This window comes from Pseudomonas putida (assembly GCF_009883635.2).
GTDB classification, from domain to species: Bacteria; Pseudomonadota; Gammaproteobacteria; order Pseudomonadales; family Pseudomonadaceae; genus Aquipseudomonas; species Aquipseudomonas putida_W.
On record NZ_CP026115.2, the window covers coordinates 730696 to 745259 of the forward strand.

Annotated in this window: 15 protein-coding genes; 12 read left to right on the forward strand and 3 right to left on the reverse strand. The window is 64.7% G+C overall.

Features of this window, described 5'->3' with window-relative positions; all coding sequences use genetic code 11:
* From C2H86_RS03355 to C2H86_RS03400, 10 genes are all read left to right on the forward strand, one after another.
* On the forward strand, positions 1-192 hold the full coding sequence (locus C2H86_RS03355) for a CcoQ/FixQ family Cbb3-type cytochrome c oxidase assembly chaperone (protein ID WP_027921276.1): 192 nt from the start codon (positions 1-3) through the stop codon (positions 190-192).
* A complete protein-coding gene (ccoP, locus tag C2H86_RS03360) occupies positions 189-1160 on the forward strand; it encodes a cytochrome-c oxidase, cbb3-type subunit III (RefSeq protein WP_159411430.1) in 972 nt (323 codons plus the stop codon). Before C2H86_RS03355 ends, ccoP begins: the two co-directional genes overlap by 4 nt.
* Positions 1161-1453: 293 nt before the next feature.
* Positions 1454-2869: a cytochrome c oxidase accessory protein CcoG gene (ccoG, locus tag C2H86_RS03365; protein ID WP_110636747.1), complete on the forward strand. Its 1416-nt coding sequence runs from the start codon at positions 1454-1456 to the stop codon at positions 2867-2869.
* A gap of 17 nt (positions 2870-2886) precedes the next feature.
* Complete coding sequence (locus tag C2H86_RS03370) at positions 2887-3417, forward strand: FixH family protein (RefSeq protein ID WP_159411431.1); 531 nt, start codon at positions 2887-2889, stop codon at positions 3415-3417.
* Between the two features lie 139 nt (positions 3418-3556).
* Complete coding sequence (locus C2H86_RS03375) at positions 3557-6028, forward strand: heavy metal translocating P-type ATPase (RefSeq protein ID WP_159411432.1); 2472 nt, start codon at positions 3557-3559, stop codon at positions 6026-6028.
* Positions 6010-6225, forward strand: a complete 216-nt coding sequence (gene ccoS, locus C2H86_RS03380; RefSeq protein ID WP_159411433.1) for a cbb3-type cytochrome oxidase assembly protein CcoS — start codon at positions 6010-6012, stop codon at positions 6223-6225. The genes C2H86_RS03375 and ccoS overlap by 19 nt, the downstream gene beginning before the upstream one ends.
* The gene (locus C2H86_RS03385; RefSeq protein WP_159411434.1) at positions 6218-6901 is read left to right on the forward strand and encodes a sulfite exporter TauE/SafE family protein; all 684 of its coding nucleotides are present in this window, start codon (positions 6218-6220) and stop codon (positions 6899-6901) included. Before ccoS ends, C2H86_RS03385 begins: the two co-directional genes overlap by 8 nt.
* An 83-nt stretch (positions 6902-6984) precedes the next feature.
* Positions 6985-8367 carry an oxygen-independent coproporphyrinogen III oxidase gene (gene hemN, locus C2H86_RS03390; protein WP_159411435.1) on the forward strand — a complete coding sequence of 461 codons (1383 nt, stop codon included), beginning with the start codon at positions 6985-6987 and terminating at the stop codon, positions 8365-8367.
* A 185-nt stretch (positions 8368-8552) separates the two neighbouring features.
* Complete coding sequence (gene fnrA / locus C2H86_RS03395) at positions 8553-9287, forward strand: Crp/Fnr family transcriptional regulator FnrA (RefSeq protein WP_110636726.1); 735 nt, start codon at positions 8553-8555, stop codon at positions 9285-9287.
* Positions 9288-9342: 55 nt separating this feature from the next.
* The gene (locus C2H86_RS03400; RefSeq protein WP_009683910.1) at positions 9343-9891 is read left to right on the forward strand and encodes an adenine phosphoribosyltransferase; all 549 of its coding nucleotides are present in this window, start codon (positions 9343-9345) and stop codon (positions 9889-9891) included.
* 35 nt (positions 9892-9926) lie between these two features.
* Here C2H86_RS03400 and recR read toward each other — a convergent pair whose 3' ends face one another.
* The 3 genes from recR to dnaX all read right to left on the reverse strand — a co-directional run bounded on the left by recR (position 9927) and on the right by dnaX (position 13128).
* Positions 9927-10529, reverse strand: coding sequence for a recombination mediator RecR (gene recR, locus C2H86_RS03405; protein ID WP_054884114.1), 603 nt, complete (start codon positions 10527-10529; stop codon positions 9927-9929).
* Between the two features lie 147 nt (positions 10530-10676).
* Complete coding sequence (locus C2H86_RS03410; RefSeq protein ID WP_027921266.1) at positions 10677-11012, reverse strand: YbaB/EbfC family nucleoid-associated protein; 336 nt, start codon at positions 11010-11012, stop codon at positions 10677-10679.
* A gap of 64 nt (positions 11013-11076) precedes the next feature.
* Positions 11077-13128 (reverse strand): DNA polymerase III subunit gamma/tau, encoded by a 2052-nt coding sequence (gene dnaX / locus C2H86_RS03415; protein WP_159411436.1) that lies wholly within the window; start codon positions 13126-13128, stop codon positions 11077-11079.
* A gap of 123 nt (positions 13129-13251) precedes the next feature.
* On the opposite strand from dnaX, the gene C2H86_RS03420 reads away from it, so the two are divergent.
* Positions 13252-14019, forward strand: a complete 768-nt coding sequence (locus tag C2H86_RS03420; RefSeq protein ID WP_159411437.1) for a substrate-binding periplasmic protein — start codon at positions 13252-13254, stop codon at positions 14017-14019.
* A gap of 5 nt (positions 14020-14024) precedes the next feature.
* Positions 14025-14429 (forward strand): hypothetical protein, encoded by a 405-nt coding sequence (locus C2H86_RS03425; protein ID WP_159413053.1) that lies wholly within the window; start codon positions 14025-14027, stop codon positions 14427-14429.
* The last annotated feature ends 135 nt before the right edge of the window (positions 14430-14564 follow it).

The window sequence follows — 14564 nt, forward strand, 5'->3', positions numbered from 1 at the left end:
ATGGATATCGGGATGATTCGCGGCCTGGGCACCGTCGTGGTGATGGTGGCCTTCGTGGGCCTGGCGCTGTGGGTGTTCAACCCACGACGCAAGAAGGACTTCGACGAAGCGACCCAACTGCCCTTCGCGGATGATCCCGGGGCCAGCAAGCACGTCGAGCAAGCAAAAGCTTCTGGGAGCAAACAACAATGACAACCTTCTGGAGTCTGTACGTTACCGTCCTGACCCTGGGCACCATCTTCTCGCTGACCTGGCTGCTGCTGTCGACCCGCAAGGGCCAGCGCGAAGAGGTCACCGACGAAACCGTCGGGCATGCCTTCGATGGCATCGAGGAATACGACAACCCGCTGCCGAAATGGTGGTTCTGGCTGTTCGTCGGCACCATCATCTTCGCCCTTGGCTACCTGGTGCTGTACCCGGGCCTGGGCAACTGGAAAGGCATCCTGCCGGGCTATTCGTACCTGGATAACGACAAGCAGACCGAGTTTTCCAACGGCCAGCCGGGCTGGACCGGCGTGCACGAGTGGGAAAAGGAAATGGCCAAGGCCAACGCACGCTTCGGGCCGATTTTCGCCAAGTTCGCGGCGATGCCGATCGAAGAGGTGGCCAAGGACCCGCAAGCACTGAAGATGGGCGCCCGGCTGTTCGCCTCCAACTGCTCGGTGTGCCACGGTTCCGACGCCAAGGGTGCCTACGGCTTCCCCAACCTGACCGACCAGGACTGGCGCTGGGGCGGCGAGCCGGAAACCATCAAGACCACCATCATGGGCGGCCGCCACGGGGTGATGCCGGCCTGGGGTGAAGTGCTCGGCGAACAGGGCGTGGCCGATGTCGCCGCGTTCGTCACCAGCAAGCTCGATGGTCGCACGTTGCCAGAAGGTGCCAAGGCCGATGCCGAGAACGGCCAGAAGCTGTTCGCCGCCAACTGCGTGGCCTGCCACGGGCCTGAGGGCAAAGGCACCCCAGCCATGGGCGCGCCAAACCTGACCCACCCGCAGGCGTTCATCTACGGGTCGAGCTTTGCCCAGCTGCAACAGACCATTCGCTATGGTCGCCAGGGGCAGATGCCCGCACAGGAACAGCTGCAGGGTAATGACAAGGTGCATCTGCTGGCCGCCTATGTGTACAGCCTGTCGCATCAGCCTGAGCCTGCCGAGTAAGGCAGGCCTGGCCTCTTCGCGGGACAAGCCCGCTCCTACAAGGTTTCGCATTCCCCTGTAGGAGCGGGCTTGCCCCGCGAAAGGGCCGGCAAAAGCAGCACAAGATGACCTGGATCAATTGACACCCGCCATAACACGATTCACACCACCAACCCAACGCGACTAAAGGTCGCAGCGCGATCCCATATCGCCACCAGCGGCGTATCATTGATCGCAGCGCGCTAGCAGAATGCGCGAGACTGCGGCCGGCACGCACTGGCCGCGGCGTTTCTCCACTGCCGTGGGACTTGATGATGAGCAAGCAAATTCCGGTACATGACGTCACCCCGCCTGCCAACAAAGGGAAGGATTCCGTCGACCTCTACGCCTCTCGCGAGAAAATCTACACCCGCGCCTTCACCGGCATCTTCCGCAGGCTGCGGATGGTCGGCGGCGCCGTGCTGTTCCTGCTCTACTTCGGCACCGTGTGGCTGAACTGGGGTGGCCACCAGGCTGTGTGGTGGAACCTGCCGGAGCGCAAGTTCTACATCTTCGGCGCCACCATCTGGCCCCAGGACTTCATCCTGCTCTCGGGCATCCTTATCGTCGCCGCTTTCGGCCTGTTCTTCATCACCGTGTTCGCCGGCCGCGTATGGTGCGGCTACACCTGCCCGCAAAGCGTGTGGACATGGATCTTCATGTGGTGCGAAAAAGTCACCGAGGGTGACCGCAACCAGCGCATGAAGCTCGACCGCTCGCCCATGAGCGGCAACAAGTTCCTGCGCAAGTTCGCCAAGCACAGCCTGTGGCTGCTGATCGGCTTCGTCACCGGCATGACCTTCGTCGGCTACTTCTCGCCGATCCGCGAACTGCTTACCGAATTCTTCACAGGCCAGGCCGATGGCTGGGCCTACTTCTGGGTCGGTTTCTTCACCCTGGCCACCTACGGCAACGCCGGCTGGCTGCGCGAACAGGTGTGCGTGTACATGTGCCCCTATGCGCGCTTCCAGAGCGTGATGTTCGACAAGGACACCCTGATCGTCTCCTATGACCCGCGCCGCGGCGAAACCCGCGGCCCGCGCAAGAAGGACATCGACTACAAGGCCAAGGGCCTGGGCGACTGCATCGACTGCACCATGTGCGTGCAGGTCTGCCCCACCGGCATCGACATCCGCGACGGCCTGCAGATCGAGTGCATCGGCTGCGCGGCGTGCATCGACGCCTGCGACAGCATCATGGACAAGATGAACTATCCCAAGGGGCTGATCAGCTACACCACCGAGCACAACCTCTCGGGGCAGAAGACCCACATGCTGCGCCCGCGCCTGATCGGCTATGCCGTGGTGTTGCTGGTGATGATCATCGCCCTGGGCACCGCCTTCGCCACCCGCTCGCTGGTGGGCTTCGACGTCAGCAAGGACCGCGTGCTGTACCGCGAGAACGCCCAGGGCCGGATCGAGAACGTGTACAGCCTCAAGGTCATGAACAAGGACCAGCGCGACCACGTCTACGTGCTCGACGCCGCCGGCCTGCCCGACCTGCGCCTGGAAGGCCAGCGCGAAATCCGCGTGGCCGCCGGCGATATCGTCAGCCTGCCGGTACAGCTGTCGATCGCGCCCGAGAAGTTGCCCTCGACCACCAACGAAATCACCTTCATCCTCAAGAGCGCCGACGACAGCGCGGCGAAGGTTGAAGCCAAGAGCCGCTTCATCGGCCCGCAGATCCGCTGACAGAGAGAACATTGACAATGCCTGCCGCCACCGCCGCCAGCCCCTGGTACAAGCACCTCTGGCCCTGGATCATCATCGGCATCCTGACCACCTCGGTGTGCCTGAGCCTGACCATGGTCAGCATTGCCGTAAACAACCCGGACAACCTGGTCAACGACAACTACTACGAGGCTGGCAAGGGCATCAACCGCTCGCTGGACCGTGAGTTGCTGGCCCAGACCCTCAACCTCAAGGCCAGCGTGCACTTGGATGAGCTGACCGGCGAGGTGAATGTGCGCCTGAACGGCAACAGCGACCCGCAGAGCCTGGAACTGAACCTGATTTCGCCGACCCAGCCGGACAAGGACCGCAAGGTGCTGCTCAGCCGGGTCGAGGCCGGGCGCTATGTCGGGCAGCTGGACGACAAGGTCGACGGGCGTCGGTTCGTGGAGCTGCTCGGCAGCCAGGACGCGCATGTGTGGCGGTTGTTCGAGGAAGAGAAGGTCGAGCATGGCGTGACCTTACAGTTGGGCGATGAAGCGCTCCAGGGAGCCGAACACCAGCAATAGCCACATCATCATTCCCTGTGGGAGCGGGCTTGCCCGCGAATGCGCCAGACCTGAAAACATCATCGCCTGATCAACCGCATTCGCGGGCAAGCCCGCTCCCACAGGGTATATCATCTGCCCCACCAGCCGTGTTCGCCTTATGACCCAACCCACCCCCTGCTACCACTGCGCCCTGCCCGTCCCCGCCAGCAGCCGCTTCACCGCCGTGGTCCTCGGCGAGCCCCGGCAGTTCTGCTGCCCCGGCTGCCAGGCGGTGGCCGAGTCTATCGTCGCCGGCGGCCTGGAGCACTACTACCAGCACCGCAGTGACAGCAGCGCCAACCCCGAGGCACTGCCGAAACAACTGCAAGACGAACTGGCCCTGTACGACCGCAGCGACGTGCAGGAGCGCTTCGTTCGCCATGCCGGCGATCTGGCCGAAACCACCCTGCTGGTCGAGGGCATCAGCTGCGCCGCCTGCGGCTGGCTGATCGAAAAGCACCTGCGCAACCTGCCCGGCGTCGCCGAAGCCCGCCTGAACCTGTCCAACCACCGCCTCCTGCTGAACTGGGACGACCAGCAGCTGCCGCTGTCCCGGCTGCTCGCCGAACTGCGCCAGATTGGCTACGCCGCCCACCCGTACCAGCCCGACCAAGCCGCCGAGCAGCTCGCCAGGGAGAACCGCAGCGCCCTGCGCCGCCTGGGCGTGGCCGGGCTGCTGTGGTTCCAGGCGATGATGGCGACCATGGCCACCTGGCCAGAATTCAACATCGACCTGTCGCCGGAGATGCACACGATCCTGCGCTGGGTCGCGCTGTTCCTGACCATCCCCATCGTGTTCTACAGCTGCGCACCGTTCTTCAAGGGCGCCGCGCGCGACCTGCGCACCCGCCACCTGACCATGGACGTGTCGGTGTCGCTGGCCATCGGCCTGGCCTTCGGCGCCGGCATCTGGACGGCCGTGACCGGCAGTGGCGAGTTGTATTTCGATACCGTTGGCATGTTCGCCCTGTTCCTGCTCACGGGCCGCTACCTCGAGCGCCGCGCCCGCGAACGCACGGCCGCTGCCACCGCGCAGCTGGTCAACCTGCTACCGGCCTCATGCCTGCGCCTGGACAGCTACGGGCGGGCCGAACGCATCCTGCTCGGTGAACTGCAGCGTGGCGACACCGTGCAGGTGCTGCCTGGCGCGGTGATCCCGGCCGACGGGCGCATCGTCGAAGGGCGCTCCAGCGTCGACGAGTCACTGCTGACCGGCGAGTACCTGCCGCAACCACGGCGAGCCGGTGAGCGCGTCACCGGCGGCACGCTGAACGTCGAGAGCACACTGAACGTGGAAGTCGAAGCCCTCGGCCATGACTCGCGCCTGTCGGCCATTGTCCGCCTGCTTGAACGCGCCCAGACAGAGAAACCCCGGCTGGCGGAAATCGCCGACCGTGCCTCGCAGTTCTTCCTGCTGTTCTCGCTGCTGGCCGCCGTGGCCATCGGCGTGTGGTGGTGGTATCTGGACCCGGCGCGGGCATTCTGGATCGTCCTGGCCATGCTGGTGGCGACCTGCCCGTGCGCCCTCTCGCTGGCCACCCCGACCGCGCTCACGGCCGCCACCGGCACCCTGCACAAGCTCGGCCTGCTGGTGACCCGCGGCCATGTGCTTGAGGGCCTGAACCAGATCGACACGGTGATTTTCGACAAGACCGGCACCCTCACTGAAGGTCGCCTGACCCTGCGCAGCATCCGCCCTCTGGCGGCACTGCCGGCCGACCGCTGCCTGGCCCTCGCCGCCGCCCTCGAGAACCGCTCCGAACACCCGATTGCACGCGCCTTTGGCCGCACCGCCGCCCCCGCCGACGACGTACAGACAGTCCCCGGGCTCGGCCTTGAAGGCAGGGTCGACGGCCAGCCGCTGCGCATCGGCCAGGCCACGTTCGCCTGCGCCCTGAGTGGCGCCGAAATCCCCACCGTGCCGGAACCTCGCGGCCAGTGGCTGCTGCTGGGCGACCGCCAGGGCCCGCTGGCCTGGTTCGGCCTGGATGACCGCTTGCGCGAGGATGCCCCGGCGCTGCTCGCTGCCTGCCAGGCACGCGGCTGGCGCACTTTGTTGCTGTCTGGCGACAGTTCGCCGATGGTCGTCGAGGTGGCCGCGCAACTGGGCATCGACCAGGCCATCGGCGGCCTGCGCCCGGATGACAAGCTGGACCGGCTCAAGGCACTGCAGGCGTCGGGTCGCAAAGTGTTGATGCTTGGCGACGGGGTCAACGACGTGCCGGTGCTGGCTGCTGCCGACATCAGCATCGCCATGGGCAGCGCCACCGACCTGGCCAAGACCAGCGCCGACGCAGTGCTGCTGTCCAACCGCCTGCAGGCACTGGTACAGGCCTTCGACCTGGCCCGCCGCACCCGCCGCAACATCCTCGAGAACCTGCTCTGGGCGACCCTGTATAATGGCCTCATGTTGCCGTTCGCCGCGCTTGGCTGGATCACCCCGGTATGGGCGGCCATCGGCATGTCGGTCAGTTCGCTGATCGTGGTGCTCAATGCCCTGCGCCTGACCCGCCTGGCGGTACCAGCAGGCTTGTCCGCGATGAACGCAGCGCAACACCCAAGGAGAACGCCATGCCCGCGCTCTATGTGATGATCCCGGCCGCCCTGCTGCTGGTTGGCGTGGCCGTCTACATCTTCTTCTGGGCAGTGGACAGCGGCCAGTACGACGACCTCGACGGCCCGGCCCACAGCATCCTGTTCGATGATCAGGACCCGCGACACCAGGCGGCCGTCAAACCCGAACAAAGCGCAACGCCAGACGATAAGGAAACACCACCCCGTGCCTGACCTGCTGCCCCTGCTCGGCTCGGCACTGGTGCTTGGCCTGCTCGGCGGCGGGCACTGCCTGGGCATGTGCGGCGGCCTGATGGGCGCACTGACCCTGGCCATCCCCCCCGAGCAACGCGGCCGGCGCCTGCGCCTGCTGATGGCCTACAACCTGGGACGCATCCTCAGCTATGCCTGCGCCGGCCTGCTGCTGGGCCTGGCGGGCTGGGCGCTGGCCAGCAGCCCGGCGGCCATGGCCTTGCGCGCGGTGGCTGCGTTGCTGCTGATCGCCATGGGCCTGTACCTGGCCGGCTGGTGGAGCGGGCTGACCCGCATCGAAGCGCTGGGCCGGGGGTTGTGGCGGCATATCCAGCCGGCCGCCTCGCGCCTGATGCCGGTGTCCAGCATGCCCCGTGCGCTGCTGTTGGGGGCGCTGTGGGGCTGGCTGCCATGCGGCCTGGTGTACAGCACCTTGCTGTGGGCGGCCAGCCAGGGCAATGCGGGCTACAGCGCGGCGCTAATGCTGGCATTCGGGTTGGGCACCTGGCCAATCCTGCTGGCCACCGGCCTGGCGGCGGAGCGGGTAAACGCCTTGTTGAGACGGCGCAGCGTGCGCATGGCGGGCGGCGTGCTGGTGATCCTGTTCGGTATCTGGACCTTGCCCGGCCCGCACCAGCATTGGCTCATGGGCCACTGACGGGCGCTTGATACAAATCAACACAGTTTCCTACAGACGGCCATAGACTCCGGACACTGCTGCATCATCCGGGGACCGCCCACATGCTCGCCGACCTACGTTGGGATGCCGACCTGATCCGTCGCTACGATCTCGCCGGCCCACGCTACACCTCCTACCCGACCGCGGTGCAACTGCACAGCGAGGTAGGCTCGTTCGACCTGCTCCACGCCCTGCGCGAGAGCCGCCGGGCCGTGCGCCCGCTGTCGCTGTACGTGCACGTGCCGTTCTGCGCCAACATCTGCTACTACTGCGCCTGCAACAAGGTCATCACCAAGGACCGCGGCCGCGCCGCGCCCTACCTGCAGCGCCTGGAGCAGGAGATCCAGCTGATCGCCTGCCACCTGGACCCTAAACAGCGCGTTGAGCAGCTGCATTTCGGCGGTGGCACGCCGACTTTCCTCAGCCATGTCGAACTGCGCCAGCTGATGGCCACCCTGCGCCGGCATTTCAACCTGCTGGATGACGACTCCGGGGACTACGGCATCGAAATCGACCCGCGCGAAGCCGACTGGTCGACCATGGGCCTGCTCCGCGAACTGGGCTTCAACCGCGTCAGCCTCGGGGTGCAGGACCTCGACCCGGCCGTACAGCGTGCGGTCAACCGCCTGCAGAGCCTGGAACAGACCCGCACCCTGATCGAAGCAGCGCGCACCCTGCAGTTCCGCTCGATCAACCTCGACCTGATCTACGGCTTGCCCAAACAGACCGTGGAAGGCTTCGCCCGCACCGTCGACGAAGTGATCCGCCTGCAACCCGACCGCCTCTCGGTGTTCAACTACGCCCACCTGCCCGAGCGCTTCATGCCGCAGCGGCGTATCGACGGCAATGACCTGCCGGCCCCGGCAGAAAAGCTCGAGATGCTGCGCAACACCATCGAACAGCTGACCGCCGCCGGCTACCGCTACATCGGCATGGACCACTTCGCCCTGCCCGACGACGAACTGGCAATCGCCCAGGAAGAAGGCACCCTGCAGCGCAACTTCCAGGGCTACACCACCCACGGCCATTGCGACCTGATCGGCCTGGGGGTATCGGCGATCAGCCAGATCGGCGACCTGTACTGCCAGAACAGCAGCGACCTCAACACCTACCAGGACAGCCTGTCCAACGCCCAGCTGGCGACCCAGCGCGGGCTGGTCTGCAACCACGACGACCGCCTGCGACGCGCCGTGATCCAGCAGCTGATCTGCCATTTCGAACTGGATTTCGAGCCGATCGAGACGGCATACACCGTCGATTTTCGTGGCTATTTCAACGAACTCTGGCCAGAACTGCAGACCATGCAGCGCGATGGCCTGATCAGCCTGGACGACAAGGGCATCCGCATCCTGCCGGCCGGGCGCCTGCTGGCGCGCTCGGTGTGCATGGTGTTCGATGCCTACCTGGCGATGCAAAACCGCCAGCGCTTCTCGCGGGTTATCTGATTGCGGAGTCAATCGACCACATGGACAAGCTCCTGGGGCAGGCACACTATGGGCTGGCAAGGACTCCCGGCATTTTCCTGCCGGGGTTTCGCCAGTCCGCTTCAAAGTAGCGCAGACTGGCCTACACCCTCGGTCGTGAGTTACCCTTACGACTTATGTGTGCTTTCCCACAAGGAATGATTCAAATGTCCGAGCCAGTCAAACTGCGCGCTCACAACCAGGCCCATTGCAAGGACTGCAGCCTGGCCCCCCTGTGCCTGCCTCTTTCGCTCAACCTGGAAGACATGGATGCACTGGATGAAATCGTCAAACGCGGGCGCCCGCTGAAGAAAGGCGAGTTCCTGTTCCGCCAGGGTGACAATTTCGGCTCGGTTTACGCCGTACGTTCCGGCGCCCTCAAGACCTTCAGCCTGAGCGACGGAGGCGAAGAACAGATCACCGGTTTCCACCTGCCCAGCGAGCTGGTCGGCCTGTCCGGCATGGACACCGAGGCCTACCCGGTGTCGGCCCAGGCCCAGGAAACCACCTCGGTCTGTGAAATCCCCTTCGAGCGCCTTGATGAGCTCTCCGTTCAACTGCCACAGCTGCGTCGCCAACTGATGCGGGTGATGAGCCGTGAAATTCGCGACGACCAGCAGATGATGCTGCTGCTGTCGAAGAAGACCGCCGACGAGCGCATCGCCACCTTCCTGGTCAACCTGTCCGCTCGCTTCCGCGCCCGCGGCTACTCGGCCAACCAGTTCCGCCTGAGCATGTCACGCAACGAAATCGGCAATTACCTGGGCCTGGCGGTGGAAACCGTGTCGCGGGTGTTTACCCGCTTCCAGCAGAACGGCCTGATCCGCGCCGAGGGCAAGGAAGTGCACATCCTCGACCCGATCCAGCTGTGCGCGCTGGCCGGTGGTGCAATCGAGGCCTGAGGCCGGCGTTTAGCGGGTATACTTGGGCATTCGTTTTCCCAGGATACCCGCAACAATGCACAGCGACGCCTTCGACCTCAAAGCCCTGATCCGCCCGGTAGTGGACTTCCCCAAGCCCGGCGTGATCTTCCGCGACATCACCCCGCTGTTCCAGTCGCCGCGCGGGCTGCGCTACGTGGCCGATCAGTTCATCGAGCGTTACGTCGAGGCTGAGTTCAGCCACATCGGCGCCATGGATGCGCGTGGTTTCCTGATCGGCTCGATCATCGCCCACCAACTGAACAAGCCGCTGATCCTGTTCCGCAAGCAGGGCAAGCTGCCGGCTGACGTCTTGAGCGAGGGCTACCAGACCGAATACGGCGAAGCGTTCCTGGAAGTGCATGCCGACAGCCTGTGCGAAGGCGATTCGGTGCTGATATTCGATGACCTGATTGCCACCGGCGGCACTTTGCTTGCTGCCGCCAACCTGGTACGTCGCACCGGCGCGCAGGTATTCGAGGCGGCGGCGATCATCGACCTGCCGGAGCTGGATGGCTCGCGCCGGCTGCAGGCGGCCGGGGTACCGACCTTCTGCCTGACTGAGTTTTCCCTGAGCGAGTACTGAGTTTCTCATTGGGGCTGCAAAGCAGCCCCAATGACTCAGAGCGAGATCGGCTTGCGCCCGGCAAAGGCATGGGCCAGGGTGCCGCCATCAACCAGCTCCAACTCCCCGCCCAGCGGCACACCATGGGCGATCCGCGACGCCACCAGCCCCTTCTCGTTCAGCAACTGGGCGATGTAATGCGCCGTCGCCTCGCCTTCCACGGTCGGGTTGGTCGCCAGAATCACCTCGGTGAAACTGCCCTGCTCTTCGATCCGCGCCATCAGCTGCGGCACACCGATCGCCTCAGGCCCCAGGCCATCGAGCGGCGACAGGTGCCCCTTGAGCACGAAGTAACGCCCGCGATAGCCAGTCTGCTCCACCGCATACACATCCATCGGCCCTTCCACCACGCACAGCTGCGTGTCGTCACGGCGCGGGTCGCTGCACTGCGGGCACAGCTCCTGCTCGGTCAGGGTCCGGCACTGACGGCAATGCCCGACCCCTTCCATGGCCTGGCTCAACGCCTGGGCCAGGCGCAGGCCGCCGCTGCGGTCACGCTCGAGCAGCTGCAAGGCCATACGCTGGGCGGTTTTCTGGCCGACGCCCGGGAGGGTGCGCAGGGCGTCGATCAGTTGTCGGATCAGGGGGCTGAAGCTCATGGGAAATGCCTGATAAATCAATGAGAGGCGGTTTATACCCAGCGCAGGCATGGGCGTCAAATCAGTAGACCCTGTGAGCGGGCCATTTGCACAGGCGATAAAAAGCCGCCGCGGTTACCCAGCGGCGGCTCCGTGCAACGCGATGCCTTAGAACGGCATCTTGAAGCCCGGCGGCAATTGCATGCCAGCGGTCATGTTGCCCATCTTGTCTTGGCTGTTCTGCTCGATCTTGCGCACGGCGTCGTTCAGCGCAGCGGCGATCAGATCTTCCAGCACTTCCTTGTCGTCTTCATCGGTCGACATCAGGCTCTGGTCGATGCTGACGCGCTTGACGTCGTGACGACCGGTCATCACCACGCTCACCAGGCCGCCACCGGACTGGCCGGTGACTTCGGCGTTGGCCAGCTCTTCCTGCATCTTCTGCATCTTTTCCTGCATCTGCTGGGCCTGCTTCATCAGGCCGGCCATGCCACCTTTCATCATGGGGGTATACCTCGATTGGGTCATGTGATGCGGCCCGGCGCGGGGCCGGCCGCATGGTTATCGATTACTGGCCCTGGCTGGCCAGGGCGTCTACAGGCTCAATAGTATCCTGTCGCACCGTGGCACCGAACTGCTTGATCATCTGCTGGATCAACGGATCCTGCTCGATCGACAGCACGGCGTCCTGCTGGCGCTCGGCGCGCTTGCGTGACGCTGCCTGGGCCGGGGTTTCCTGCTCGGGGCGAATCAGCTCGATCCGCAGGTTCAGGGTGCGCCCCAGATGCTGGTTGAGCGCCTCGTTCAGCCGGCGTTGCTGGGTGGTGTTGAACAGCGCACCCTGGCCTGGGTCCAGGTGCAGCAACCAGTCGTCGCCGTCGGCTGCCATCAACGTACAGTTTGCAGCGATGTTGCCTGTCATGCCGGACACAGGCAACTGTGGGAATAATTCCAGCCATTGCAGAGCCAGGCCGGTCGCGGGCTGAGCCGCTGGCAGTGGCTCGGGGGCGGCGGCAGGCGCCTCCTCCTGGACGTGTTCGGCCAGCTCGTCGAGGTAGCTGAAGCCTACTGGGTCGCTTTCGCCACCGTAGTAGTCCTCATCCATGGGCGGCTCGTCGTCGCGGTCCATGCCAGCCGAAGCGTAGGCGGACGAATCGAAGGGCGGCTCGTCGTAGGCCGACTGGGCGTTCTGCGAGGCTGCAACCGGAGCTGGGGCCGGAGCGGGTGCTGGCTCGGGCGCAGGCGTAGGCGTTGGCGCCGCAGCAGGCTCCTCCCAGGGCAGGTCGATGACCTCCTCCACCACCACCGGCTCAGGCGCGGCAACTTCGGGCTCTGGTTCAGGCTCTGGCTCAGGCGCCGGCTCCACAACCGGTGCGGCCTCAGCCTGCGGGGCCGGCGCCACTGGCGCAGGCTGCGGCGGCTCAACGGCAGGCGCCTCGACAGCAACGGCTGGCGCTGCCACCGGGGTTGCCGGATCAGCTGTGGCCTGGCTGATCCCCACTGGCTTTAGCACCGGTTTCGGCGCATCGTCGGTATCTGCCGGGCGGAACGCCAGCATGCGCAGCAGGACCATTTCGAATCCGCCCCGCGGGTCCGGCGCCAATGGCAGGTCGCGGCGCCCGATCAGGCCCATCTGGTAGTAGAACTGCACATCTTCGGCCGGCAACGCCGAGGCCAGCGCCAGCACCCGGTCGCGATCGCCCTGGCCGTTGTCGACCGCCTCGGGCAGCGCCTGAGCAATGGCCACGCGGTGCAGCACATTGAGCATTTCGGCCAGCACGCCGCTCCAGTCCGGCCCCTGCTCGGCCAGGTTGCGCACGGCTTCGAGCAACGCCCGCGCATCGCCTTCGAGCAGCGCCTGCAGCACGCCATAGACCTGGCCATGATCAAGGCTGCCGAGCATGGCGCGCACATCGGCGGCCAATACCTTGCCCTCGCCGAAGGCGATGGCCTGGTCGGTCAGGCTCATGGCGTCCCGCATCGACCCATCGGCCGCACGGCCGAGCAGCCACAAGGCATCCGGCTCGAACGGCACGTTCTCGGCCTGCAGCACGTGGCTCAGGTGTTCGACCACCCGCTCCGGGCTCATGTTCTTCAGCGAGAACTGCAGGCAGCGCGACAGGATGGTCGCCGGCAGCTTCTGCGGGTCGGTGGTGGCAAGGATGAACTTGACGTAGGGCGGCGGCTCTTCCAGCGTCTTGAGCAAGGCGTTGAACGAGTGGGTGGAGAGCATGTGCACTTCGTCGATCAGGTAGACCTTGAAGCGCCCACGGCTTGGCGCGTACTGCACGTTATCGAGCAGTTCGCGGGTGTCTTCGACCTTGGTGCGGCTCGCGGCGTCGATCTCGATCAGGTCGACGAAGCGGCCCTCGTCGATCTCCCGGCACACCGAGCAGGTGCCACAGGGCGTGGACGTGATGCCAGTTTCGCAGTTGAGGCATTTGGCGATGATTCGCGCAATGGTAGTCTTGCCCACACCCCGGGTACCTGTGAACAGGTAGGCGTGGTGCAGGCGCTGGTTGTCCAAGGCATTGATCAAGGCCTTGAGCACATGGGTCTGGCCGACCATTTCGCGGAACGAGCGCGGACGCCATTTACGTGCAAGAACCTGATAACTCATCGAAAAACCATCGCAGCCTGATCGAGCGGAAGATCGCTAATGCTAGCGGAGCGGGGGCAAAATTGCACCCTGCACAGCTCGTCTAAGCTAAGCAACTGGCGCGCTGTTCAAGGAGGATGTGCATTGCGACGACTGCTGGCCCTGCTCTTGCTCTGGACCGCTCACAGCCTGGCGGAACAACCGGTGCTGCGCTTTTCCATGGCCGAGAGCTGGAGCATGCCGTTGGTACGGGTCGAAGGCGGCCAGCCGGTGGAGGGCCTTGTATTCGACCTGATCCAGGCACTGGCCCGGGAAGCCGGCGTGCGCCCGGAGTACCACGTGATGGCACGCCTGCGCCTGCAACAGGCAATGGATGCGGGCGACATCGATGTGCGCTGCTATGTGAGCAGCCAGTGGTTCAATGATCGGCCGGGGAGTTTCGTCTGGAGCATTCCGTTTATTCTTCAGCGCGACGTGCTGGTCGGGCGACCGGGCGCCGCCACCCCTGCTCGCCCCGAACAACTGCCACCCCAGGCGATCGGCACGGTGCTGGGGTATGCCTACGGCACCCTGGAGCCGCTGTTTGCCCTGGGGCGCCTGCTCCGCGAGGACAGCCGCAGCCAGCAACTGGCGCTGCAGAAGCTGCAGATCGGGCGGTATCAGCATGCGGTGAGCAATGAGCTGTCATTGCAGTGGTTCAATCAGGGCTTGCCAGCCGAGCAGCACCTGCCGATACAGGCCGTGCTGGAGGAACAGGCGCTGGGGTGCATGGTGAGGAATGACCCGGCGATACCGACCCAAGGGGTTTTGCGGGCATTGGTGCGGATGAAGCAGTCGGGGGAAATCGACAGGATTGTTCAGAGGTATGGGGCAGTGGGGTATTCAGAGGAAATTTCGGTGGTTCAGCCTTGAGCCGGATGGAAATCCAACCTTCTGAAAGAAACTTCCGAAGTGCCACCGGCCTCAACTCGGTCCAAGAGTCGGAACTCGCCGGCTACCGCGCCAGAAACCTCTCGGTTGAAGAGAAAAAACCCGGGCTTGCCGCCGGCCTCGGTCTGCTCCCAGGTGGCGGATCATTCTACGGGCGCGCTTACGGCTTTGGTGTGGTGAACCTGCTGTGCTGGCCGCTTTCCATCCTGTGGGACCCCGTCAGCGGGCATGACGCTGCAGAGATGATCAACTATCAAGCCACCAAAGCTCATATCGCAGCGCTGAAAAAGCGCGATATGGATGAGCTGGATGCTCAGCTGGAGACTGAAGCGATCGACATCAAGCGCTACGCGCTCGACAAACGCAGAATTGACGAGAAATACAGCCTTTGAGGGCATCAGCCGGACAGCGCCGCATAGACGGCGCTTCTCACAGGCGCCGCGTGTAGGAGGTTTCTCTTTTTAACCAAGGACAATTTCCGGCGCGCACTGCAGCCCTTGAAGTACCTGGGTTTTAAAGCCACAGAG